This is a genomic window from Segatella copri (genome assembly GCF_026015465.1).
Lineage (GTDB): Bacteria > Bacteroidota > Bacteroidia > Bacteroidales > Bacteroidaceae > Prevotella > Prevotella copri_E.
The window spans coordinates 636457-661814 of sequence record NZ_JAPDUQ010000002.1 but is presented as its reverse complement, the minus strand read 5'-3'; the positions used below and the strand labels follow the sequence as shown (position 1 = coordinate 661814).

The window sequence follows — 25358 nt, the reverse complement described above, 5'->3', positions numbered from 1 at the left end:
CATTTCAGAAAGAAAATCATTAATATACAATATATAATATATGTATAGTAAAGAAGAATTACAAGCAAAGAGTGTCGTTCAGTTGAAGGACATTGCAAAGGAACTAGGAGTCAAGGTCAAGTCGGGCGATAAGAAAGAAACTGTCGTCTACGCCATTCTCGACGCCCAGGCAGAACAGCCAGCTTCTGATGCAGGCCCTAAGCGCAAGCGCACCCGCATTGCAACCAAGAAAGAAGACCGTGTTTATTCAGTACACGGCAATGAGGGAGAGAATTTCGACGTGCAGAAGAATCAGGTTCTGGGTCCTAACGGCGGCGAAGCTGCTCCTCAGGCTATGAACGAAACTGCCCCAGCCCCAGCGGTTGAGGAAGAAATCCAGTTCAGTCCGGCAGAGCAGAGTTTACAATCAACAGCCCAGAAGCAGGTTCTGAACCAGTCGGGCGAAGACATAGAGTCACAGGTACTTGCCAACTTCCCGAAACACCGCGGCAGAAGAAGCAAGGCTGAACTCGAGGCCATCGCTAAAGCCAGAGCAGCAGCCATCAGAAAACATCAGGCAGTAAAGGCCGAGATTGAAGCCCAGATGGCAAAAGATGCACAGGCTAAGGCTAACAAGCAGCCGACTGATGCTAACCAGCCGGCAGAAGCTGCAGCCGACAACCAGCAGACTGCTCCTGAGAATGCAGCAGCTCCTGAGCACGCAGCCGTTCCTGAAGAGCAGTTCTCTGCCGGAAACGCTGAGAGCGCCAACATCAGCGGCAATTTGCAGGCGATGCTCCAGGCTAAGATGAATGCACAGAACGCAGCAGCAGCTCCAGTTCCGGCAGCCGCTCCGGCTCCAGCTGAGGAGACAAAGGAAAAAGCTACTGAAGAAACTGCAACCGATAAGAAGCAGGAGTCAGCTCCTATCCACTATACAGAAGGTATGAAGGTAGAACTCGATGCAGACGGAACCTGGAAGGGTGATCCGGGCGATGGAACCGATTTCATTCCTGTAGTCGACATTCCTATCGAAGACCAGGCTGCCATTCCTACAGTCGACATCTTCGACCGTCCAACCACTCCACAGGTTTCTCACCAGCACACGCCAGCTGCTCCTGTTGCCAAGAACAAGCAGGAAGCACCAGCTTACGATTTCAGCAATCTCGTGAAATCCAACGGTGTGCTCGAAGTGATTTCAGAAGGCTACGGATTCCTGCGCAGCAGCGATTACAATTACCTTTCTTCACCGGATGATGTTTATGTAGCATCCAGCTTCGTCAAGAAGTTCGGTCTGAAGACTGGCGATGTCATCGAGTGCAAGGTTCGTCCGCCTCACGAGGGCGAGAAATACTTCCCGCTCACCAGCATCATCAAGATCAATGGCCGTGACCCGTCAGAGGTTCGTGACCGTGTTCCTTTCGAGCACCTCACCCCACTCTTCCCTAACGAGAAGTTCAATCTCTGTGGCGACCGCCGAACCACCAATCTCAGCACCCGCATCGTAGATCTCTTCTCGCCAATCGGTAAGGGTCAGCGTGCGCTCATCGTGGCTCAGCCTAAGACCGGTAAGACCATCCTCATGAAGGATATTGCCAACGCCATCGCAGCCAACCATCCTGAGGCTTATCTCATGATGCTGCTCATCGACGAGCGTCCTGAGGAGGTTACCGACATGGCACGCACCGTGAATGCAGAGGTTATTGCCTCTACCTTCGACGAGCCTGCAGAGCGCCATGTCAAGATTGCCGGAATCGTGCTCGAGAAGGCAAAGAGAATGGTAGAATGCGGACACGATGTTGTCATCTTCCTCGATTCCATCACCCGTCTCGCCCGTGCCTACAACACCACAGCTCCTGCATCTGGTAAGGTGCTCACCGGTGGTGTGGATGCAAACGCCCTCCAGAAGCCTAAGCGTTTCTTCGGTGCTGCGCGTAACATCGAAGGCGGCGGTTCGCTCACCATCATCGCTACTGCCCTCATCGATACAGGTAGTAAGATGGATGAAGTCATCTTCGAAGAGTTCAAGGGAACAGGTAACATGGAGTTGCAGCTCGACCGCTCACTCAGCAACAAGCGCATCTTCCCTGCTGTCAACCTCATTTCTTCGTCTACCCGTCGCGACGATCTCCTGCAGGACAAGACAACGCTCGACCGCATGTGGATTCTGCGCAAGTATCTGTCAGATATGAACGCTATCGAGGCGATGAGCACCATCCACAAGAACATGCAGCATACTCGCAACAACGACGAGTTCCTGCTCTCTATGAATTCATAACCCCTCATCCGGGTTTAACCATACTAGAATATCCGGCAAAAGGCTCCGTTCATCGGCTGTCTTTACTAGATATAAATGAAGAGAGATTTGAAAGAGAAGGGCAAGTTCCATTTCCGGGATTTGCCCTTCGTGCTTTTTTACTGTTTAAAATCATTAAAAAAATATTCCATTTCATTTTTTATTCGTATCTTTGCTAATCTTAAACACAGAGGGACGCAAAGCCCCAATATAAATAATGTATAACTTAAAATCAAAAGAACCATGAGCAAATATTTTGCAGAATCAGAATTGATTATCAATGAAGACGGAAGCTGCTTCCACCTTCATCTACGCCCGGAACAAGTGGCTGATAAAGTAATCCTCGTTGGCGACCCAGGTCGCGTAGCCCTCGTAGCCTCCCATTTCGATGAGAAGGAATGCGAAGTTTCAAGTCGGGAATTCCACGCCATCACCGGCACATATAAAGGCAAGCGAATCACTGTGCAGAGCACCGGAATAGGATGCGATAATATCGATATTGTAGTCAACGAGCTCGATGCGCTGAAGAACATCGATTTCAAAACCCGCACCGAGAAACCCGAGCACACCACGCTCACCCTCGTGCGCATCGGAACCTGCGGCGGCCTGCAGCTCAACTGCCCTGCCGGAACCTTCGTAGCCTCGCAGAAGAGCATCGGTTTCGACGGACTCATCAACTTCTATGCCCGTCGCAACGAAATCTGCGACCTCGAAACAGAGGCAGAATTCAAGCGCCAGGTAAAATGGAACGACCAGATTGGCAACCCATACTGTGTAGACAACAATCCGGAACTGCTCAACCAGATAGCCGGCGATGATATGGTACGCGGAATCACCATAGCCTGTGGCGGTTTCTACGGACCTCAGGGCCGCGAACTCCGTGCCCCACTTGCCGATCCAGAACTTAATCAGAAGATTGAAGCATTCGAGTATAACGGTCTGCGCGTCAACAACTTTGAGATGGAGAGCTCAGCCCTCGCCGGTCTTTCCCTTCTCCTCGGTCATAAGGCATTAACCTGCTGCATGGTCATCGCCAACCGCCGTGCCCTCAACGCCAACACCGGCTACAAGAGCACCATCGACAATCTCATCAAGGTTGTATTAGATAGAATTTAAACAATAAAAAAATGAATCAAGAAGAATGTATCTGCGCCCTGGCAACCCCAGCCGGCGGTGCTATCGGAATCATCCGACTCAGTGGCTCTAACGCCATTACCCTCACCGACAAAATCTTCCAGTCTGCCAACGGCAAATCCCTGGAAGAAGCCAAGCCCTACACTCTGCATTATGGCGAAATCAAGGATAAGGATGGCAACACCATCGATGATGTACTGGTGAGCGTGTTCCGTGCACCCCACAGTTATACAGGCGAGAACTCCACCGAGATTTCCTGTCATGGCAGCCGGTACATTCTTCAGCAGGTTCTCCATCGCTTTACAGAGGTAGGATGTCGCCAGGCAGAACCGGGCGAATACACCCGTCGTGCCTATCTTAACGGCAAGATGGACCTATCCCAGGCAGAAGCCGTAGCTGATCTCATCGCCTCTACCAACAAGGCAACCCACAAGATGGCGCTCAGCCAACTGAAGGGTCATTTCAGCAACGAACTCTTCCTCCTTCGCGAAAAATTATTAAAGATGACTTCGCTCCTGGAGTTGGAGCTCGACTTCAGCGACCACGAAGAACTGGAGTTTGCCGACCGCAGCGAACTCCAGGCACTAGCCGAAGAAATCAATCACAAGATTACTACCCTCGCCCATTCCTTCGAAACCGGCAATGCCCTGAAGCAAGGAGTAGCCGTAGCCATCGTAGGCAAGACGAATGTGGGTAAGAGCACCCTGCTCAACCGTCTGCTCCACGAGGAGAAGGCAATCGTGAGCGACATTCACGGAACCACCCGAGATGTAATCGAAGACACCACCCTCATCGACGGAATCACCTTCCGCTTTATTGACACAGCCGGAATCCGCAAGACGGATGATGTGGTAGAAAACATCGGAATAGAGCGCACCTTCCAGAAGATGGAAGAGGCGAAGATAGTAATCTGGCTATTAGATGAGCAGCCGTCAGCCTCAGAAATCGAGGAGATGAAGCTGAAGAACCAGGGCAAGAAGCTGCTGGTAGTATTTAATAAGATGGATAAACTTGAGAATGATAAACTTGCGTTCGATAAATTCACCCATTCCTGTGGCTCAGATTCCAGTGAATCAGAAGCCAGCGAAGGAGATTCCAGTGAACCAAAAGCCCCACTCTTCATCAGTGCCCGCACAGGCGAGAATGTTTCATCCCTGGAGCAGGCATTAGTAAGAGCCGCTGATATTCCTGAGATTACCGAGAACGACGTCATCATAACGAGTGCCCGCCATTACGAGGCCCTTCTCCGTGCCCATGATTCCCTCTCCCGAGTATTGGAGTCGATGGAAATGGGCATGAGCGGCGACATCATCGCCGAAGACCTGAAAATGGTATTGGAAGAATTGGGCGAAATCACTGGCGGACAGATCAGTAGCCAGGAAACGCTAAACAATATCTTCAAGCACTTTTGCATCGGAAAGTAACCCCCCTGGACAGCTCTAAAACGAACATTTTTATAACTGCTTGCAAGCCACCTACTTAGGTGGTTTTTTTCGTCTTAACACATTCCATTTGTAATTTGCTGAAACCAATATTTTGGTGTATTTTTGGCTCAAATTTCATTCGTGGCCCTCAATTCTGTGAGAAAATGGAAAGGAAAAAATCTATGTTTTGGTACCTTCTGAGACAAAATGAGACAGTTTCAATCCTTCGACCATTTCTCATGTTTGGCACCTCGTGAGAAATACTGAGAATATGTGAGACAGTCTGAGACAAAATCGACGACCTCATTAACCAAAAAGAGCATGTAAAAATGAGAATAATTAAGGTGTGTGGAGTCTGTGGAAAGGAGTTTGTTGCCAGCAAAATGACCAGTAAATACTGTTCAAGACGCTGTGAACGTGTCGCTTTCCGGAAAAGAGAATCCGAAAAGAAGAAAAATGAGAAAGAAAGTGCCGAAGCTTTGCGTGAGGAAGAGAAGATAAAATCCTTGCGAGAAAAGGCATTCCTTACCCCGAAAGACGTTGGCGTTCTATTCGGTGTAAGCCGTGCTACCGTATATAGATATTTCCAAACTGGTATTGTTAAAGCTATAAAAATTAGAAATAAAACTTTTGTTAGAACATCAGACCTAGATAAGATGTTCGATGAAGCTTCACCATACAAGAAGAGAAAATATCAAATCAAGGAAGAGCAGGAGTATTATACCCTTCGTGAAATCATGGAGAAATATCACATCGGTCGCAAAGCCGTATGGGGACGTTGTGACCGTATGGGTATTCCAAAAGTTTATGAAGGTCGTAACACCTTCTTCAGCAAAAAGGCAGTTGATGCAAAGTTTGCAGACCTTCTTGAAGAAATCAATCTCGGCAACTACTATACAATGGATCAGGTGATGGACATGTATGGTATGACTCGAACTAACGCTATGAATTTTGTAACCTATCACAAGGTACCAAGGGTAAACAGAAATGGTAAAGCCTATTACTCAAAGATACATATTGATAGTATCAAGCAAAAAGGTAATGAGGTAGATCCGGACTGGTACACTTACGAAGAGATTTCAGAAAAGTATGGCCTTACAAAGGATCAGATTAGCTACACTCTTAAAAATTATGATGTAAGGACTGAGAAGCGAGGTAAGTTCACGATGATATATAGAACCGACTTCGACAAGATTACTCAACAGCGAATGGGCAACACCAAGAAAGTTGAGAACTTGGATGGAACAGAACGTGTCATCTTCCAAGCAAAAGCACAGGAGAGAGCATGTCCTCCTACTCCAGAAGGATATTACTCAACTGAGGAAGTGGCAGAAATGTTCAAGATCACCATCAAGCATGTCGGTGTGATGACCAGAGAGAACAAAACTCCTAAAATAGCTCTTAAAAATTTCAACTTCTATGAGAAGAAGGCCATCGATATCCTGTATAATCAAAAGCATAAGTATGCGGATATAAATGACTGGATTACTCCTGAGGAGATGAGAGATACCTACAAGATGACGCATGATGCAGTACGTTCATTCATCCACCGGCATAAGATACCTTCAAAAGTTGAATATGGAGTAACCTACTATTCAAAGCAGCACATCCAGGCGCTGAAGACTGGATATTTCGAAGGAAGAGAACGCTACTATTCAGTCGAAGAAGCTATGAAGAAGTATGGAATGACAAAGGATATTGTTCATTATTACGTCAAGCATTACAAAGTCACTAAAGTAAAGAAGGGGCAATTCATGTTCTTTAGAAAAGAAGAATTCGACAGACTCATGGAAAAACGTTTCAAAAATGATGATTTGAAAACAGATTATACCGAATAGTATGATTTACTTTCTCTTTACTGTTGTCAATGTAGTATCATTTAGGAATTTTGCAACCGAATTTTATTAATACAAAAATCAGATATATTATGCAAGTATGTAAAACCGTTAAGCTCCGTATGCGTGACAGACGCAACGGAACAAAGTCACTTTTCCTGGACTTTTGGCCAGGATATAGAGACCCGGAGACGATGGAGTTGATACGCCGTCGCTCACTTGGCATGTACATTTATGCCGATCCTGCCAACAAGCAGCAGAAGCTCTACAACGACAAGATTCTCGCCAAGGCAGAAGCTATTCGTTGTAAGGTGTATATTGATGTTCTCGATGAGAAATATGATTTCTTCAACCGTGACAGATTGAAGGAGGACTTTCTCGGATATTTCAGAAGGTGACTATATACGACAATACCCCGATATTCTCGTGGTAGTCAATTAAGGAAACGTTGCTAAATACAATAATACCGATTATGATGCGTTATTATAGCAAAGTTTTATAGATACAGAAAGGAAAAAGCCCTGACAGAGCGGTTACTCTATCAGGGCACATCCTAAATGGTAAAACACATTACTTGTTCTTCTTGCCAGTAGATGTGTTTGGGGTACTGCGATAGTGAGTTCTCACTTCTGTACCATCTTCTTTGGTATGAGAGTGTACATACACTTTCTTTTTACCTTCTGAAGTTTCTGCCATAAGCAATCCTTTCTTCTCTATGGTGGCAAGCCACTGTTAAACAATAGAAAAGTCTCCTTGCCTACTCCAAATAGGCTTGGAGACTTTTCGTTAATAAACTCATATGTCTCTTTAGTACGAGGCAGAACCATCAGCCTTTAAGTAGCCGATAATTCCATATACTTTTTACAAAACTTATGCCAGTGATTCTCTGCTGACAGAATGGCTGTCCCAATCTGCCTTTTTTGACGTGACAGCGTTAATCGAAAGAAAACATCATAAGTATGAAAGAAACAAGAATTATAATCAACAGCACCGAAAATGCCGAAATCAAGATAACGGCAGAGCAAAACTTCAATCCCTTATTTTCGGAAACGTTTTTAAGCGTGGATAAACCATTAGACGTACACCTTATAGATAAAGAGACGATAAGTGGCGAGGATGCTTGTAAATCGGCATCTACCACCATTCTTTCTAATCTATTAGGAATTATCCAAAAAGCAGATAAGGATAGTAGCCACATATTCACGCAAAAAGAATTAGATTTGAAGTCTGAATTTATAGACTTGCATAGGATAGAACAATTTGAAGAGATAGCAGGAATTAAGTTTGACCACTCCAAATTTCATAATCGAAGAGAATTTCGAGCCTATTTCAAGAAGTGGCTAATGGAACGCAATATGTGAAATAGTGTTATATTTTTAGGCATTTCTAACTTTCTTTCAATAAATTTGCGTATCTTTGTCGCTGTCTTTCGGGACAAAAGTTTTCGTGGAATAAAGAAAGTGCCTTACTTCTTGTAAAATCGCCAAATCTCTACAAAGAATATACGAGGCACGGAGCAGCTCATATACGTGGGCTGCCTATCCGTGCGTATATTCAGGTGTTTGGCGATACCTACAAGAGGTGCATGGGAGGCAGCCCACTTTCTGAATCTATAAACATTGTAGAATTATTCTCCAAGTTGGCTGTCTGCGGAGAACTCTTGTAAAATTCGCCATTATGAAAGTTTTTGGAAAAGCATTCTTATCGGGGGTTGTATTTGCCATACTCTTGATTGTTCTTGTCCCTTTGTTCGCAGAGGGAATGTCGCCAGGTGTTGCTATTGCTAGGCTTACAAATAATCCGTTGAAGATGGTTTCAGTTCTTCAAATAATGTGTATCACAGGACTTGTTTTTGGGTGTGTTGCTAGCTTTTTCTCTTGGATTGGTCGCAGAAATCGTGAACGTGAAGAGACAGATGACCTTATGCGTGAATATCTTAAAAAGAAACTCCAAGAAGAAAATGAAAAGCAATATTAGAAAGCAACTTTCCATTACGTCACCTAAACAATCAAGACGATTGCTTGAAGTTGGCTATACCATAGATACCGCTGATATGGTATGGATAAAACATCAGTACTGCGTTTCTTCAGTACTACAAGAAAAAGAGAACGCTGAAAATTATCCCACTGATTCATACGATATTCTGCCAGCGTGGTCGCTATTGAGATTGTATCAAATGCTGCCACCTAACCTCAATTTATTGGTAAATGAGGATGCAGACGAATGGAATTTATGGGAATTGAAAATTGACAAGGATAAAGGTATTACTTATGTTGATAGTGACGGAAACTATTCATATATCGAAGAGTCATATAGTTTGGTTCCAATAGATAATCTTGTCAATGCATTTATTTGGCTTGCAGAGAACGATTGGATGTATGCTGTTGATGAGGAATTTAATAGTTTGCCCGAAATGATGAAATAGAATTGTCTCAAAATAAAGATTTACACATTCTTAACTATTCCGACTTAACCCAGTATTTTACTTGGGTATAAGACAAATGCTAGCGTCCTCACGGATTGCTAGCATTCTTTATTCTCATAATTTCTTTGTACCTTTGCACCGCCAAGTCCCACCTTGGCGACTGTTCAAAATAATAAACATAAAGATTTAGAAATTATGACACTTGAAAATATGTTTCAATCTATTATAGTTGATGACCGTATGGAACGCTTAAACTCAGCCATTGAAAAAGTCTATGGAGTTCATGCGGTTGGTGCTGTATATTCTGAAAATGAAGAGTTAATCCAATACACAGAATCGTAATGGAATAGCAAGGCAGGATTTAGTTCTTGCCTTGCTTTCTGACTTTCTTCTTGTTAGTATGGAGCATCTTATCCATAGCCTTATCAAAATTACCACTATTGTTATCAATCTCCATAATCTCTTTCAGCCGTTCTTCGGGCATGTCTTGAAGAAAGTCAGGCAGTTTTGTTCTATCAATCATTATGCTGTGAGTTTGTTATACGTTAATCTACTCTTGCAATGCAGAATAGCCTCCGCAAAGCGTTCATTAATAGAAACGTTGCGAGTATTATAACGGAAACAAAACTCGTCAAAGTATCTTTGCATGTGTTTACGGCTAACCCAGTTGTATATGCCATTGATAGCACGCTTGCTATAATTTCCCCAAAAGGCTTCAATCGTGTTCGTATATGCGCCACCACTAACATAGATGCCGTGTCCGTGGTCAACAACGTAGTGTTTATAGACTTTTGATATAAGCCTATATCCGTGCCACTCATCAGAGTATATAGTGGCGGAGTGCTTAACCTTACACAACACAGGTGGTGTTAGCTGCTTGTAACTCGTATTTTCTACTACTTTACAGAAAACTTTACCACCACGCTGCAATATGCCCATTACGGGAACTTTATCAACGAATGCTCTGCCTTGGCATTTCTTCGCTTTCTTGTTCCAATGCCGATTTTTATTCTTGCCACCAACGAAAGTCTCATCAAGTTCAACCTCACCGTCAAACTTTTCCTTGTAGTTTTGCTTGAAGGCTTCACGTATGCGGTGCGTCATAAACCAAGCGGTTTTCTGAGTAACGTGAATATCCTTAGATAACTGCACAGAAGATATACCCTTTGTGTGACAAGTTACCATATAGATGGCATAAAACCACTTACGCAAAGAGATTTTAGAGCCTTCAAACAGCGTACCTATTCGTATGTTGAAGTTCTTGCTTGTGTTCTTACAACGATACATACCATCACCCCTTCGGTAAACTTTTGAAGTTGGGTCGTATGGAGATACTGGCTTACCATTCTCCCAAAGTTTACTTTCAAGGTAACTGATACATTTCTTCTCTGTATCGAACACTTGCATAAGTGTAAATGCGGAGTTGAAATTGTCAAAGCTAATCGTCTTCATAATCCAATCATTTTGGTGCTTGGTTACATTAACTTTGGCAAGATTTTGCGTTGAGCAAGAAAAGGCTAAAACCTTGTGATTTTAGCCTTTGGGAATACACAACTATCAGTGTATCAATCGTTATTGAGAGATAGTTAAACTTTGTGAATAAAAATTTGACTACCCTATGTTAGGGGTATTGTCGTATATAGTCACCTTTCAGAAATATGGTCAATCGCAACTATGTGAAGTGTGATGCAGCCTACAAGCATTTCGAGAAGTTCTGTAAAGGCAAATGTACATTTGAGATGCTTGATGTTCTTTACTGTAACAAGTATATGGAATATCTCCTTGATACCAAAGTATCATCAAGAGGTGGACATGTTATCAAGAAGTCTATTTCCAGAAATACGGCATCAGCCTATTGGAATGTGTTCAAGCAGGTCTTGACAAAGGCATACCGTGAGCGAAGACTGACAGATGATCTTGCCAGCCTTTTGGAAAACATTTCATGTACAACGCCAGTGAAGCAAAGTCTTACATTGGAGGAAGTTAGAAGAATGTATGCCACTGAATGTTCTATTCCGGTGGTTCGAAAAGCTGCATTATTCTCATGTCTTACAGGTCTCCGTATCAGTGACATCCTGAGATTGAAATGGGAGAATATCCGTAGCTATGCTGATGGTGGATATTATCTGGATTTCATTTGCGTGAAGACAAAATGCCAGACCCAGGTTCCAATTGGCGATGATGCTTATGCTCTAATCCATCCAAAGACCAACAGAACATATATCTTCCAAGGTTTCAAACGTACTATGACGTATGGTGTGATGCAGAGCTGGCTGAAAGAGTGCGGTATCGAAAAGCATATCACCTTCCACTGTTTCCGTCATACGTATGCCTCGTTGCAGCTCGAACTTGGTACAGACATATATACCGTTCAGCATCTGCTCAACCATAAGAATGTCAGCACGACACAGATCTATGCTTCCCACGCAAACCCAAAAACACGTGAGGCAGCAGGCAGAATTACGTTAACGAACGTGAAAGACGACGAGAAGTCAACTGAAAGTACGACACACCCAAAAGCAAATAAAAGAAAATAAGATTATAAAAAGGCAAAAAAGAGAAGCTAAAATATAGCTTAAAGCATTGAAACACAGAATAATAAATAGTGTTTAAGAGACGCATTTTGTTGATACGAAATAGTAGAAAATAGCAAGATTCTCTATATCTTTGCAGCCACAAAAACTCCAAAAAGTAACAATTGCAATGATTAAAAAGTTAAAAGAGAACTTCTTGATTCTCCTCATTTCGAATATGCTCACCATCATTATGGTAGTAGTCGCTCCAAGAATATATGGAGCGATTGCTAACCTGATGATGACAGTTTCCGACTCAGATTCCGGTTTCTCTTTGCCGATGATATTCTACTATATATCATTTGCCATCATTGTCTGTGCATTCATGTGCTTGCGTAAGCCGCAAGCGGTGAGAGACATCGTGATCAACAACAGTATTTCTTCCAACGAACCATCCATCTCGGATGTGGAGAAAGCAGAAGAAATGCGTGAACGCTATCGCAACAGGCAGTATAGTCTTGAAAGTTCAAAATATGATGCAGTCAAAGACTATACTTACTCTGTACTTTCGCCATATATGACGGATGAGTACTTGGAGATGCTGTGTCAGAATATAAAACTGTACGACATCCCTGAATCATGTATTGTTCCTGTGAAAACAAATGGAACCTTGAATACTCTTGACATCAGACATTACTCCTGGAATATTGGAGAACGCCTTGGTTGGAGCGGTCAGAAACGAGCAACCTTCATCAAGCTGTGTTTCCCTACCGAGCTCCAGGATGTTGAAGTAGAAAGCATGAGACGTACATTGAGACAGAAGGGCAAATGCGTAATAGAGATAGATGTACCCGATTACAATGATTATCAATTTCATCATCAGAAATAAAGAAAGTTTTTAATATGCAGAACGAAGAAAGACAAATAACATTCAATGACATACCGGAAGTATTGTCAGAGATACTGAAAAGATTCGATCTTCTTGACCAGTCTATGGAACTGATTCGAGAAGAGGTACGCAGGACTAAAAGACCTTCCCTATCAGATCATATTCCAATGGATGTGAAGGAAGCATGTGAATTTCTTAAAATCAAGAAATCCACTATGTACACTTACATACAGAACGGAGAAATCCCTGTCAATCAGAAGGGTAAGAAATACACCTTCTTTAGGGATGACCTTATCAAATGGTTGGAATCTGGCTGCAAGATAGAGGCTCCAATCAGCACTATGGAGATTAATCAGATACTCAGCAAAAGACCAAGACGAAGAACTTTATAGGACAGATAAGTGCCTAAAATTCAGAAGCCTACATTGGATATTCCCTAATGTAGGCTTTTCTTTTGATAATAGTCTAAATAATCATACTGATGTTAATTTTTATACTGAATGCAGATAGACTGCACAATTTTAGTGTATCTTTGCACTGAAATGATGACTTACATAGCAAATATCAGTCAAGTAAAATACACATTTCCGCCTGCTTCATTAAGCAGGCGTATTTCAAATTTATTCATTAACAAAAAGTAATATGAGTCAGAAGAACAATTCCTCTGTGCTCTCTCTTTTTGTGTTTACAGTGCTCAGATCATTGTCCAAAACAAGAGATTGAGCTTTCCAAAGATGAGCTTTGGACACTCTATCGTGCTGCTTACGAGCAGTACAAGTCGGAAATCCTTAATGATGGCAAGTTGTATGACAGATATGTCAACGACTTTGTTAGCTATCACCTGCTGGTCTTCTCTTCCGAGGAGCTGATCGTTCGTAACCATTTCAAGCATGTATTCAGCTTGTATGAGTTGCTTACTACCAGAAAAGACCTTGTCACCAAGTACTTCACCAAGTCATCATTTGAGAAAGGAGACTTTGAGACAATGGTTTATGAGTTCAACCACATTGAAGTTGTGGTTGAAAGCCCTCGCATTCTTGCTTCATTCACTACAGAACAGATTCGACTCATTACGAAATTCGCCAATGAGTCGAATTTCTTTGTAGATGGTATCGATGAAGAAACGATGGACGGATTCTTCAAATGTGCGTTGGATGAATCTCTGGTTGTAGTCAACATGCGACAGGTACTTCAATTGCTGTATGCTTTGTCTATCGAGAAGATGATTCCCCACAACTGGGTATCACTTATTGCGGACAATCAGCTGCTCACCCCTAAGAGTACGGGAAAGGCATCCAAGCGAGGTGCTATCAGCAGCCGACTTAGTGAACTGAAGGCTTCATCTGCAAAGTTCCCAAGTGGGGAGTTTCTGGATTTTGCAAAACAACTGAAAGAAATGCGATGAAGTAAAGTAAGTTAAACAACTGAAAAGAAAAATCTCCTTACATCCCCCCTGACACTTCCGAGTGTCAGGAGTAAGGTCAGTTGTATTAGATTTTATTGGGGTAATTTTGCCCCCGAATCGATTCAGTTTCGGGGGTAGCCCCCTTATTGTCTAACATTAAAAGTAAAAAGAAAATGGGAAATAGCAAAATTGACATGAACATACTTGCCAAGAGAGTAGAACTTTTGGAAATGAGAGTAAAGGAACTCACTTCGGTAGAACCTGAGGCACTTAACGAGCGTCTTTCAAAGATTGAGGAAAGATATTTCTCAAACAAAGAGATGCTCACCACCACCGAGGTTGCTGAATATCTTGGCGTTTCTCAGTCTCAGATATACAAGCTCACCATGAACATGGAGATTCCTCACTACAAGCCACAGGGCAAAACCATCTATTTCGACAAGAAGGAGCTTTTGAAATGGATGCGCAACAACCATATCACCCCGGCACGAAAGGACAGTGCCAATAAATAGAGAAGCGTTATGAAAGACAGAAAGAAAAACAAGACCAGAGTTTATTCTGATGTCCAACTGACGGCTCTCTTGGAAAAGTCTGAGATAGTGATTGACCCCTCAAAGTGTAGAAATCAAATTGAAAGAAGCAATGGCAAGAGGAAGAAACAGTAAAAGTGAGAAAGAAGAGTCTGCAGCAAGTTCTCTTGAAGTAGGCATGCTGTGCAAGAGCGCTTTCAACGACAGTGAACTGGAAAGCTATCTCAGACAAGGAGAGATAAAAGCTTCAGAAAAACCGCCCGTACCACCCCAGGTGTTATGGGTCGGTGACTGTACCATTGCCACTTTCGGAAATTTCAGCGCATCAACTGGTAAGGCAAAGAGTAAAAAGACGTTCAACATCACGGCGATGGTAGCAGCAGCTTTAACCAATTCCACTGTACTCAACTACCGGGCAAGTTTTCCTGAAGGAAAGAGACAGATCCTCTATTTCGATACGGAGCAGAGTCGCTATCATTGCCACAATGTTGTTGAACGAATCTACCGACTGGCAGGACTCAGCCTTAACAAGGAAGACAAGCGCATCAAATTCTATGGACTAAGGGAGTTCACTCCTACTCTACGCATAGCCCTCATAGATTATGCGCTAAGAACATTTGATGGTGTGGGACTTGTCATTATCGATGGTTTGCGAGATCTCATGTACGACATCAACAATGCCAAGGAGTCAACAGACGTAATGACGATGCTGATGGCATGGACGAGCAAGTATGATCTGCATATCCATTGCGTGCTCCACCTTAACAAGAATGACAACAACACTCGTGGCCATATTGGTACTGAGTTGGAGAATAAGGCAGAAACGGTGCTGACTATCAGCAAGAACAAGCAGGATGCCAATATCAGTGAGGTAAGACCCATGCACATGCGAGACAAAGAGTTTTCGAGCTGGGCATTCCACATTGACGATAACTCTCTGCCTGTCCTTGATGTCGGTTATCACGTCACTGTTGTCAAGCCCAAAGACAAGCCGCTCACCTCTCTGCCTGACGATGTTCATACGATGGTACTTCAAAAGATTTTCTCCGAGAGTACCCCACAGAGATACGTCGATTTGGTAAAGGCTCTGGGTGAAGCTTATGCCGAAGAAGGTTACAAACGTGGTGATAATGCCGTGAAGGAGATGCTAAAGATTTTCAATGAACGAAAGTTGATAACAAAAGAGAAAGACGGCTACCATTATCACCCTACTCTGTTTCCGTCCAAGTAAGTTTATAAGTTTAAGTTTAACCGGGTATATATATATTAAACTAATATGTGCCCATAAAATATGTAACAACATGACTATAGAAGAAATCAAATCAGTCAGCATTGTGCAGTTCCTTGAATCACAGGGCTATCATCATGTCTATATATTAAAGGAGAACTATTGGTATCTGTCTCCTTTTAGGACTGAGGCATCGCCTTCATTCAATGTCAGTCCCAAGAAGAATCTATGGAATGACTTTGGAGCTGGCGAAGGTGGCAATCTCATCAATCTGGTTCAGAAAATGAATCCTTCCTGGAACAATCATGAAGTTCTGACCTATCTGGAACAGAAGATAAAAGAACACCATCTACAATATTCAGAGGATTATGAAGCCCAAAGAAAGGAAAATGAGAGAAAGGAAGTCTGGAAACAAGACCAAGCTGACCAGCGAGAGAAGGCAAAAGAAGCCAACACCATCATTGAGCGTATTGTTGGGCTCAGTCATCCTTATCTCAGAGACTACATTTTGCAGAGACGAATAGACTATGACATAGCCAAGGAGTATTGCAAGGAAGTACATTATCGTATCTATGACAAGAGTTACTATGCCATAGCCTTTGAGAATATCGAGGGTGGAATGGAAGCAAGGAACAAATACAGCAAACGAAGCATTGGCAAAAAGTCGATTTCAATCATCAGACCAAACAACGAGCTACACAAAGAATGTTGTATCTTTGAAGGTTTCTTTGATATGCTGACATATGCCAGTATCAAGAAATGGATAACAGACAATGAGATTTGTCTGCCACATGAATGCGACTATCTCGTTCTCAACTCTGTCAGTAACATCAAGGTTCTGCTGCCATACCTGCAGGAATACACTCTGATACATTGTTATCTGGACAACGATGATGCAGGTGCAAAGACTGTAGAGAAGATAAAAGCTGCTTATCAGGATAAGGTAGTAGATGAATCCCATCGATATGTCAATTACAAAGATGTTAATGATGTAATCAATGGTATCATCAAACCACCCAAATAATGTCCCAAATGCCATATCACTGACCAATCAGGAGGTTCTCTTTCGAGAGGGTCTCCTTTTTTGTTTTATATGCCCTCTTGTTATTTTATAGTATGATTATTAAAATATTATCATACTTCTTTTATAATCTGTGTTAAGACTGAAACGGTTTTAGCTCTGTTTTTTCATTTATCGCACAAATATATGTTCCTTTGCACTGTTTTTGGGAAATACGCCGACTCGTCGGATGTAAGTTCCGAGTATGATAACAATAAAAATAACAAATAAAATTCAGATTAAAAATGTCAGGATTCGTAATTTTTGCGCTCGTCCTCACTTTTGTGTATGTAGTGTACTTTGCAGTAATGATCACATTAGACCTACATGGAAAGAAGGATGAAAAGAAAACAGAAGAAGAGGCCTATGATGTAGGTGATTTGACCAATGAGGAACAGCCAGTTGCAATCGAAGAACGCAACGAGGGTCCTGACGAGGGTGACATGACCTTCACGGAGCAAATCACGGATGATGGACTCAGAGTTGTCAACCCGACAGGAAACGTACCCTATCCGCAACCTCCTTCTGGTGAAGAGCAATCGCAGCAGCCACAGTCACATACCGTGACCAGCGAAGAACTCAACGAGAAGAACGATGAGATTTTGGAGCACATAGATCCAGTGCCACAATGCAGTTACCTCTCAGATGAGTTTATGCAGAATCTCAACAATAAGCACAACACCCGAAAAATAGAAAAGAAGAATGCCAGAGATAAGCTGTAAACACAATCTTTTGTTTGCCATAATGTTAATAGGTGTCATGCTCTTCCAGCCAATGTTGGCATCTGCCAAATGCGGTGGTGTCGATTATAGCTGGGGAGCAGACGCACTGAGCAATGCTCATGACTTTACGGTAACAATGATGCTCTATGTAGTCTATCTGGTGTATGCCATAGCTGCCATCGTAGCCATCATAGGAGCTTTGCAAATCTATATAAAGATGAATACGGGCGAAGGTGACGTAACCAAATCCATCATGATGCTGATTGGTGCCTGCCTTTTCATGATAGGTGCAACTATCCTGTTCCCTGCATTCTTCGGTTATAATATAGTATAAGGTAAAAAAGATAGGATAACAAAACATCTCAACCTGCAGGAGAGATAAATGAGTGTAAATTTTTTAAGTAACATCAAAAGAAATCAAATGAAGAAAATCAAGAATTTCGCAAAGAATCTTTTCAGTGCCAAGCGTATGAAGACGCTCGCCATGCTCCTTTTCTGTGGAACATTGGCGACCTATGCACAGAACGCAGCTGGTGATTACACAGCCGGAACAGATGCCCTCGCAACTGTGACGGAGGAGATTGCCAAGTATGTACCTTTTGTGGTTAAGCTCTGCTACGCCATTGCCGGTGTAGTTGCCGTTGTGGGTGCTATCAGCGTTTACATCGCTATGAACAATGAGGAGCAGGATGTCAAGAAGAAGATCATGATGGTTGTTGGCGCATGTATCTTCCTCGTTGCTGCAGCCCAGGCTCTGCCTTTGTTCTTCGGCCTCTAATCTATCGTTCAAGCATTAAAGAATACATCATGTCAGGAGAAGTAAACGAAAATCAGTACGTAAGCTATCCCATGTTCAAGGGCCTCCAGAAGCCCCTTGAATTCATGGGGTTCCAGGGACGCTATATCACCTGGGCTGCCTGTGCCGTTGGTGGAGCCATCCTCGGCTTTATCATAGCATATTGCATTCTCGGCTTTGTGGTTGGTCTTGTGGTTCTTGCAGTTTCCCTCTGTTCGGGAGCTGCCCTCATCTTCTTCAAACAGAAGAAAGGGTTGCATACCAAGAAGGAAGAGCATGGTGTGTTCATCTATGCTTGTTCGCATAGAATGTAATCAAACAAAATTCAAACGTAAACAAATGAGCAAGTGTGTTGAAATCTGAATAGTGTAAATCGGTAGGCTCACCCTCTCGCAAGGATGAGCCTATCTTCATTTGATAAAAGAGCAAATAACAATGATCATATATGTAATCATAGCATTTGTCGCAATACTCATAGGTATGGCTATCTCAGTCTCTGCCTTTGGAACCGGAGGCAAACGCAAGAAAATCTTTCAGGACATCTACTTCTCTGTTGAGGATGTGGATGGCATCGGCGTGCTCTACACCAAGACTGGCGAATACTCAGCCATCTTGAAGATGGAGAACCCAGTGCAGAAGTATTCTGCCAACATAGACAGCTACTATGAGTTCAATCATCTTGTCACCGCACTTGCCCAGACTCTCGGTGAAGGCTATGCCATTCATAAGCAGGATGTCTTCGTGCGCAAGCAGTTCCAGGATGAGAGCAACGACAATCATGAGTTCTTGTCGGAGTCTTACTTCAAGTATTTCAATGGACGTTCCTATACCGATAGCCAGACTTATCTGATTATCACCCAGGAGAATAAGAAAAGTCGTATTTTCTCTTTTGACAGCAAGAAATGGCGTGACTTTGTGGTGAAGATCCGAAAAGTCAAAGACCAGTTGAAAGACTCTGGCGTGGAAGCCTCCTACCTGGACGGAAATACGGCTCGTGAATATGTTGACCGCTATTTCTCCATGAACTTCAACGACAAGACTGTATCAATGACCAACTTCAAAGTCGATGAAGAGTCTATCTGTATGGGCAACAAACGATGCAAGGTCTATAGTCTTGTTGATGTTGACTGTGTCAGCACACCATCTATAGTCCGTCCTTTCACCAACATTGAGGTGAACAATGTTTCCATGCCAGTGGACATGGTATCATTGGTTGACAGCATCCCATCTGCCGATGTAGTTGTGTATAACCAGATGTTCTTCATTCCTAACCAGAAAAGAGAACTCTCCCTACTTGACAAGAAGAAAAACCGTCATGCCAGTATGCCTAATCCAAGCAACCAGATAGCCGTGGAGGACATCAAGAAGGTGCAGGATGTGATAGCAAGAGAAAACAAGCAGTTGGTATATGCCCACTTCAACCTTGTCGTTGGAGTACCTATAGATGCTGATATTCAGAAATGTACCAACCATCTGGAGAACTCCTTTGGCCGATTGGGCATTCATATCAGCAAAAGAGCCTACAACCAGCTGGAGCTTTTTGTCAACTCATTCCCTGGTAATTGCTACTCCACCAACCCAGAGTATGACCGATTCCTGACTCTCAGTGATGCAGCAGCCTGCCTCATGTACAAAGAGCGCATTCAACATAGTGAGGAAACACCGTTGAAGATTTACTATACAGACCGCCAAGGTGTGCCAGTGGCCATCGACATCAGCGGTAAGGAAGGAAAGAACAAGATAACGGATAACTCCAATTTCTTCTGCCTCGGTCCTTCGGGAAGTGGTAAGTCCTTCCACATGAATAGCGTTGTCCGTCAGATGTGGGAACAAAATACCGACGTTGTGATGGTTGATACCGGTAATTCATACGAAGGACTCTGCGAATATGTCGGTGGCAAGTATATCAGCTATACAGACGAGCATCCAATCACAATGAACCCTTTTGCCATCAAGCGTGAGGAGTTGAACATTGAGAAGATAGGCTTCCTGAAGAATCTGGTCATGCTCATATGGAAAGGAACCCAAGGTGAAGTCTCCAAGACGGAAGACCGTCTCATAGAGCAGGTTATCACGGAATACTTCGATGAATACTTCATGAAGAAACAAATAGAGAACCTGTCGTTCAACACATTCTATGAGTACAGTACAGTCCGTATTCCTCAGATTATAAAGGAGAACAACCTGGCAGGAATCGACCTTGCATCCTACAACTATCTGCTGAAGGACTTCTACAAGGGCGGTAGCCATGAGCTCACCCTCAATGAAAACCTCGACACAAAGCTGTTTGATGAGACCTTCATCGTTTTCGAGATTGACTCCATCAAGGATGACCCTCTCCTCTTCCCTCTTGTTACACTGATCATCATGGACGTTTTCATCCAGAAGATGCGTATCAAGAAGAACCGCAAGGTGCTTGTCATTGAAGAGGCATGGAAAGCCATTGCTTCTCCAATGATGGCAGAGTACATCAAATACCTCTACAAGACAGCCCGTAAGTTCTGGGCTTCTGTGGGTGTGGTTACTCAGGAGATTCAGGATATTGTTGGAAGTCCTATCGTGAAAGAGGCCATCATCAACAACTCTGATGTGGTGATGCTGCTTGACCAGAGCAAGTTCCGAGAACGCTTCGACGAAATCAAGGCAATCCTGGGTTTGACAGATGTGGACTGCAAGAAGATCTTCACCATCAACCGACTTGAAAACAAGGAAGGCAGAAGCTTCTTCCGAGAAGTCTTTATCCGAAGAGGAAGTGTCGGAGGCGTGTTTGGTGTAGAAGAACCTCACGAGTGCTATATGACCTATACCACCGAGCGAGCTGAGAAGGAAGCCTTGAAGCTCTACAAGAAAGAGTTGCAATGCGACCATCAGCATGCCATCGAAGCCTATTGCCGAGACTGGGAACTGTCAGGGATCACCAAATCCTTGCCATTTGCCCAAAAGGTGAACCAGACTGGTCATGTGCTGAACATCAAACCCAAGAGGAAATTTGATGAGTATATGTAACAAGTCATAAACAATAATATTCAGACAAATGAAACGCTATCTGATAATACTTACTCTCTATCTCTGTGCCGTAGTACCGATGATGGCGCAGTACTACAGTGTGAACTTTGATAAGCGCACTGTAGAAGCTATGACAGCCGCTTTTGCAACAGAGGCAGCTACTGAGGCGTATTATGCCGAACAGGTAGCTAAGATACGTGAACACTATCAGGCGGCAGAGGTGGCAGCGGCAGGAATCTTCACATCCAAGTTCCTTGACCGCAAAGCCCTCACCCATCTGGGACTGTGGACAAGTGCCACTGAGAACTACTATTACCGCCGTATCTACAACATGGTGTCGGCCAAGATCATGCCGAAGATATGGACTGTAGCTGGAATGATGCTTAAAAATCCACAGAATGCTCTCTACTGGGGAAGCTATTTATATAAGGTATGTGAAGAGACCAAGACACTCTGCTATCAGTTCGAGTCTATCGTCACCAACAGCACCCTCTCGTTCAAGGATATTGCATTCCTGGAAATCAACCAGGAATTGGCTGCCATCCTGAAACTCTCGGAGTTGGGCAACGTGGATTGGGAAGCGATGTTTGACAACTTTTCAGGATTCGGTTCCAACTTCACCAAGGAGAATCTGAAGGAAGACATTGATAACCTGTATGCCATGGGAGTCAATCTTGCTTCTGCTGGAGCAGGCAATGCGGTAGGTTCCATCCTTGGCAACAGCAGTTTCAGAGGAACGATGATGGATAAGACAAGCAGCGTCATAGAGATTGCAGAAAATGTCTATGGTCTCTACAACAGTCTGTCTGCAAATGCAGGAAACACGCTCTTGCAGTTTGTTGGAGGAAGGGACAGCATTGCAAATCTCTTCTCTTTATCGAACTACAATCTGACATCCTGGGTAACAGACTATGCCCGTGAAGGAATGGGGCAATACTACACCCAGCGATGGTATATCTACAGAGTCGATGCCGGTAATGTGAAGCTGTGTGACTACTATCCACCAACTGACAATGATGCTATCATCAAAGGTGATCACTGGTATCGTATCAGCACAAAGGACAAAAACTATACTCCAACATCTGCAGAAAGAGAAGCAGCATTGAGAAACTCAGAAAGCCACGCAGGTTGGAGTCGAAGTGATGTTCAGCAGCATAACAACTCGAATGACGGTTACAATTATAGCATAACCTACTATATGTCAGGCTATATTCTCAGCAAGAAGAAAAGTGGTCAATATGCTAAAGCCTATGCCTACGAGATTCATGTTTCAAAGAGCTGGTATAAAAAGGAAGTTGCCTATGAGGATGTCTTTGATTCCTACACGATGGACATGAACACATTCAAAGCCGGATTGAATGCACGACTGAAAGAACTCAATGATAACGAAGAAGGTTACACCTACTATCTTTCAAGTGATGCAAAGAGATACTATCAGACAACCGATGCCAAGAAAATCGCAGGATGCGAAACTGCAACCATCAGTGTTACCTGCCATGGCGGTACCAAACTTGGTGAAGCATCGACCCAATACAAGTGTTCGAGTTGCGGAGGTAGCGTGAATGGTCACACCATGCAGTGTGCCATGGCCACTAGTGTCACTCATGAAAGCGTCAATACTTCTGAGGTTGATTCCAAGATTGCTGAAACAGAGAGGAAAATAGTTTCTCTCCAGTCAGAAATCACAAGCTTGGAGGCAGAGAATACGGAACTTCTGAGAAAAATCAAGAATTCAAATGTGAATGATGCAGCGAGGTATCGTCAACAGTACAATGCCAACAAAGACCGTATTACAGCATTGAAGTCAGATAAGAGTACAGCCGAATCAGAACTAGCCCAGTACCAAAAGGTAAAGCAAGAGGCTATTGATGGAGAAAATGCAGTGACTGATGACTATTACCGCATACCTGCCATCATGCAGGATTGCAAGACTGCCTATAATCTCAGTTGGAATGGTTCGGGGGCTTGGGAAGGTAATACTTTCGTTCGTACTGCTTCCATGCCTAATATCAATGGTGTCATCTCTTTCAAGGCAACAGTCTCGATAGCAAGAAAGCCCAAGTACTTCATGGGTATTAAGATACACCGTGCCATCGTGCAGATTTCTTGGACTCTGACAACGGAATATAGCGATACGCAAGTTGTGGCTGTAGTAAACCTCGATCCTACTAAAACCGATGAGGAGAAGGCTGCCGAAGTGAATGCCAAACTTGCAGAGATTGCTCGTGACTATCCAGACTGTGACCCTACGGTTGAATATGCCAAGAGTAGCCCTGTGGAATCAGACAATACGGATGATACTTATCATTTGCTCTGGTCAAGTGACCGACTGGAGATTGCACGTCAGATAGACAGCCGTCTCACCAAGATATTTGCCGATCTGGTGTCATTGGAGAAGATGATGCATTACAAGCATTCCATCATAGACATTCTGAGGAGTGTCGCTCCCCCACTGAATGACGAGCAAGGCAGAAGACTGACGCTCATAGAAAAGTGCAGGAAACGATGGTTGCGACATGCAGCTGATAGCGGACATTCAGATAGTTATAACGGAAAATATGATGACGATGAAGAAGAAAACAGTGAATAGCAAGATATTGACAATACTCATTTGTCTGTTTACTCTTTTGCCTTCGGTAGCAAAGGCTCAGGTGGGTTTTGATGCAGTTTCTATCGAGGCCTATATCAAAGATCACAAGCAACAGCGCAGTCTGCTGCTTGTGCGTTCCACCTTGGAGGCAAGCAATAAACTGCTGCATGACTATAGCGGCGATGCCAACTTAGGCTTCAGAGACATCAACAAGGAACTGGATAAGTACACCAGGGCATTTGATGTGATTGACATTCTGTACCAGTCACTCCGCACCAGTCTCAATGTGTACAGCACCTATGAGAATGTGAGTGACAAAGTCGGTGACTATAGAAAGATGCTAAATGATTTCAGGAAGAAATGCCTGGAAAGAGGAAACATCATGAGTACCGATACGCTGATCATCACCATCAACACCAAGGCTTTGGCTAAGATTGCAGATGAAGGCGACAATCTCTATAGGTCTGTAAGTGATTTGCTGCTATATGCTACTGGAGCTGCGGCATGTTCAACGTCAGACTTGCTTCTCATTCTTACAAACATCAACAACTCGCTCGACAACATCAACAAGCATCTCAACAAGGCATACTTTGAAACATGGAGATATATCCAAGTGAGAATAGGCTATTGGAAAAAGCAGGTGTACCGTGCCAAGAGCAAGGAGGAAATCATAAGTGATGCCTTTGGACGATGGAGAGACGCAGGATATTTAGGCTATTAGGATTATAAATAAAAACTCAATGAATATGAAACATTTAATCTCTTCACGGACAGCACTTTGTCTATGTGGCTTGACGTTATGCTTTAACGCATCAGCCCAAGGCTATGTGAGTTACAACCATGATGCAGCCAAGATGAATCAGATTACGGTTCAGGAGATTGGTGCCGGTGGTCTCACTCCTGCATTCTATTATGATGCCTTACACAACAGCTATCAGAAGTCTGCAGCAAAAAAGAACAAGCAGTTTTTCAGAACCATGGCAGGAGTCTCTGCATACCAGCAGGTGGATGTTGCAGACAGCATCAAAGCTTCCCTTACCCAACGAGCAGAAATCGAAGCACTCAACATTGCAGACCGGCAGATTGACATTGCCTGGCTTGCAGAAGGAAACAAGATCAACTCCAAGCTCTCGGACTTTCAGGCGAATATTGACCGAATAGTAAGCGCTGGTGGTTCTGTTTCTGACAAAACACGATGGACAGAATACTACAAGATGTATAAGACCGCCATCAAGGAGATGCAGGATGCCTATATGCCTAATGCCCAGCGCAAGCAGCAGTATCTTGCCATCTATGATGACATTACCAAACAGAATGAGACACTTATCTCCTTTTTAGTCCAACTAAGCAACAAGAGAAAGACCTCCTCCTTGCTTGCTGCTCGACTTGAAAGAAGAAACAATGTGGCCAGCCACGCATCATCAGCAATCAGCCGATGGCGTGAAGCAGGCAAAAAGAATATAGGAAATAACTCCGGAGGCTCAGGAACTGATGACTCCGACGAAAATAACATAGTAAGACAATAA

General features: G+C 43.5%; 27 protein-coding genes. 24 read left to right on the top strand and 3 right to left on the bottom strand.

What is annotated here, in order from left to right; translation table 11 throughout:
- Window positions 1–40 precede the first annotated feature (40 nt).
- From rho to ONT08_RS09830, 5 genes are all read left to right on the top strand, one after another.
- Window positions 41–2257: a transcription termination factor Rho gene (gene rho / locus ONT08_RS09850; protein WP_264959822.1), complete on the top strand. Its 2217-nt coding sequence runs from the start codon at window positions 41–43 to the stop codon at window positions 2255–2257.
- Window positions 2258–2518: 261 nt separating this feature from the next.
- Window positions 2519–3391, top strand: a complete 873-nt coding sequence (locus ONT08_RS09845; protein ID WP_118200890.1) for a nucleoside phosphorylase — start codon at window positions 2519–2521, stop codon at window positions 3389–3391.
- Window positions 3392–3402: 11 nt separating this feature from the next.
- Window positions 3403–4833, top strand: coding sequence for a tRNA uridine-5-carboxymethylaminomethyl(34) synthesis GTPase MnmE (gene mnmE, locus ONT08_RS09840; protein WP_264959821.1), 1431 nt, complete (start codon window positions 3403–3405; stop codon window positions 4831–4833).
- Window positions 4834–5162: 329 nt separating this feature from the next.
- Window positions 5163–6671, top strand: a complete 1509-nt coding sequence (locus tag ONT08_RS09835; RefSeq protein WP_264959820.1) for a helix-turn-helix domain-containing protein — start codon at window positions 5163–5165, stop codon at window positions 6669–6671.
- An 89-nt stretch (window positions 6672–6760) separates the two neighbouring features.
- A complete protein-coding gene (locus tag ONT08_RS09830) occupies window positions 6761–7066 on the top strand; it encodes a hypothetical protein (RefSeq protein WP_264959819.1) in 306 nt (101 codons plus the stop codon).
- A gap of 172 nt (window positions 7067–7238) precedes the next feature.
- Here ONT08_RS09830 and ONT08_RS09825 read toward each other — a convergent pair whose 3' ends face one another.
- A complete protein-coding gene (locus tag ONT08_RS09825; RefSeq protein WP_264959818.1) occupies window positions 7239–7364 on the bottom strand; it encodes a hypothetical protein in 126 nt (41 codons plus the stop codon).
- A 263-nt stretch (window positions 7365–7627) separates the two neighbouring features.
- Here ONT08_RS09825 and ONT08_RS09820 point away from each other — a divergent pair, with 263 nt between their 5' ends.
- The 4 genes from ONT08_RS09820 (at window position 7628) to ONT08_RS09805 (ending at window position 9435) form a co-directional block, all read left to right on the top strand.
- A complete protein-coding gene (locus ONT08_RS09820) occupies window positions 7628–8029 on the top strand; it encodes a hypothetical protein (RefSeq protein ID WP_264959817.1) in 402 nt (133 codons plus the stop codon).
- Between the two features lie 316 nt (window positions 8030–8345).
- Window positions 8346–8645, top strand: a complete 300-nt coding sequence (locus tag ONT08_RS09815) for a hypothetical protein (protein WP_153112237.1) — start codon at window positions 8346–8348, stop codon at window positions 8643–8645.
- Window positions 8629–9093, top strand: coding sequence for a hypothetical protein (locus ONT08_RS09810; RefSeq protein WP_264959816.1), 465 nt, complete (start codon window positions 8629–8631; stop codon window positions 9091–9093). Before ONT08_RS09815 ends, ONT08_RS09810 begins: the two co-directional genes overlap by 17 nt.
- 195 nt (window positions 9094–9288) lie before the next feature.
- Window positions 9289–9435 (top strand): hypothetical protein, encoded by a 147-nt coding sequence (locus ONT08_RS09805; protein ID WP_264959815.1) that lies wholly within the window; start codon window positions 9289–9291, stop codon window positions 9433–9435.
- A 19-nt stretch (window positions 9436–9454) separates the two neighbouring features.
- On the opposite strand, the gene ONT08_RS09800 is transcribed toward ONT08_RS09805, so the two are convergent.
- Both ONT08_RS09800 and ONT08_RS09795 read right to left on the bottom strand, forming a co-directional pair.
- A complete protein-coding gene (locus ONT08_RS09800) occupies window positions 9455–9616 on the bottom strand; it encodes a hypothetical protein (RefSeq protein ID WP_264959814.1) in 162 nt (53 codons plus the stop codon).
- Window positions 9616–10545 (bottom strand): IS1595 family transposase, encoded by a 930-nt coding sequence (locus ONT08_RS09795; RefSeq protein ID WP_264959813.1) that lies wholly within the window; start codon window positions 10543–10545, stop codon window positions 9616–9618. The genes ONT08_RS09800 and ONT08_RS09795 overlap by 1 nt, the downstream gene beginning before the upstream one ends.
- Before the next feature lie 206 nt (window positions 10546–10751).
- Here ONT08_RS09795 and ONT08_RS09790 point away from each other — a divergent pair, with 206 nt between their 5' ends.
- The 15 genes from ONT08_RS09790 (at window position 10752) to ONT08_RS09720 (ending at window position 25358) form a co-directional block, all read left to right on the top strand.
- The gene (locus ONT08_RS09790; protein WP_264959812.1) at window positions 10752–11630 is read left to right on the top strand and encodes a site-specific integrase; all 879 of its coding nucleotides are present in this window, start codon (window positions 10752–10754) and stop codon (window positions 11628–11630) included.
- Window positions 11631–11796: 166 nt separating this feature from the next.
- Complete coding sequence (locus ONT08_RS09785) at window positions 11797–12495, top strand: hypothetical protein (RefSeq protein ID WP_118191503.1); 699 nt, start codon at window positions 11797–11799, stop codon at window positions 12493–12495.
- Window positions 12496–12509: 14 nt separating this feature from the next.
- Window positions 12510–12887 carry a helix-turn-helix domain-containing protein gene (locus tag ONT08_RS09780; protein ID WP_118191501.1) on the top strand — a complete coding sequence of 126 codons (378 nt, stop codon included), beginning with the start codon at window positions 12510–12512 and terminating at the stop codon, window positions 12885–12887.
- Window positions 12888–13174: 287 nt separating this feature from the next.
- The gene (locus ONT08_RS09775) at window positions 13175–13900 is read left to right on the top strand and encodes a hypothetical protein (RefSeq protein WP_264959811.1); all 726 of its coding nucleotides are present in this window, start codon (window positions 13175–13177) and stop codon (window positions 13898–13900) included.
- Between the two features lie 173 nt (window positions 13901–14073).
- Entirely contained in the window at window positions 14074–14412 is a 339-nt protein-coding gene (locus ONT08_RS09770) for a helix-turn-helix domain-containing protein (RefSeq protein ID WP_094881200.1), read from the top strand.
- Window positions 14413–14608: 196 nt separating this feature from the next.
- Window positions 14609–15661, top strand: coding sequence for an AAA family ATPase (locus tag ONT08_RS09765; RefSeq protein WP_437183611.1), 1053 nt, complete (start codon window positions 14609–14611; stop codon window positions 15659–15661).
- Window positions 15662–15731: 70 nt separating this feature from the next.
- Window positions 15732–16682, top strand: a complete 951-nt coding sequence (locus ONT08_RS09760; protein ID WP_118191497.1) for a toprim domain-containing protein — start codon at window positions 15732–15734, stop codon at window positions 16680–16682.
- Between the two features lie 344 nt (window positions 16683–17026).
- Window positions 17027–17440, top strand: coding sequence for a hypothetical protein (locus tag ONT08_RS09755; RefSeq protein WP_233544393.1), 414 nt, complete (start codon window positions 17027–17029; stop codon window positions 17438–17440).
- Between the two features lie 22 nt (window positions 17441–17462).
- Window positions 17463–17774, top strand: a complete 312-nt coding sequence (locus ONT08_RS09750; RefSeq protein WP_118115504.1) for a DUF4134 domain-containing protein — start codon at window positions 17463–17465, stop codon at window positions 17772–17774.
- A gap of 87 nt (window positions 17775–17861) precedes the next feature.
- The gene (locus tag ONT08_RS09745; protein ID WP_118191493.1) at window positions 17862–18218 is read left to right on the top strand and encodes a DUF4134 domain-containing protein; all 357 of its coding nucleotides are present in this window, start codon (window positions 17862–17864) and stop codon (window positions 18216–18218) included.
- Window positions 18219–18247: 29 nt separating this feature from the next.
- A complete protein-coding gene (locus ONT08_RS09740; protein WP_228113653.1) occupies window positions 18248–18550 on the top strand; it encodes a DUF4133 domain-containing protein in 303 nt (100 codons plus the stop codon).
- A gap of 121 nt (window positions 18551–18671) precedes the next feature.
- Window positions 18672–21242, top strand: a complete 2571-nt coding sequence (locus tag ONT08_RS09735; protein WP_264959809.1) for a TraG family conjugative transposon ATPase — start codon at window positions 18672–18674, stop codon at window positions 21240–21242.
- A gap of 28 nt (window positions 21243–21270) precedes the next feature.
- A complete protein-coding gene (locus ONT08_RS09730; RefSeq protein WP_264959808.1) occupies window positions 21271–23832 on the top strand; it encodes a hypothetical protein in 2562 nt (853 codons plus the stop codon).
- Window positions 23810–24553 carry a hypothetical protein gene (locus ONT08_RS09725; protein WP_118191487.1) on the top strand — a complete coding sequence of 248 codons (744 nt, stop codon included), beginning with the start codon at window positions 23810–23812 and terminating at the stop codon, window positions 24551–24553. Before ONT08_RS09730 ends, ONT08_RS09725 begins: the two co-directional genes overlap by 23 nt.
- A gap of 25 nt (window positions 24554–24578) precedes the next feature.
- Window positions 24579–25358, top strand: a complete 780-nt coding sequence (locus ONT08_RS09720; protein WP_264959807.1) for a DUF5045 domain-containing protein — start codon at window positions 24579–24581, stop codon at window positions 25356–25358.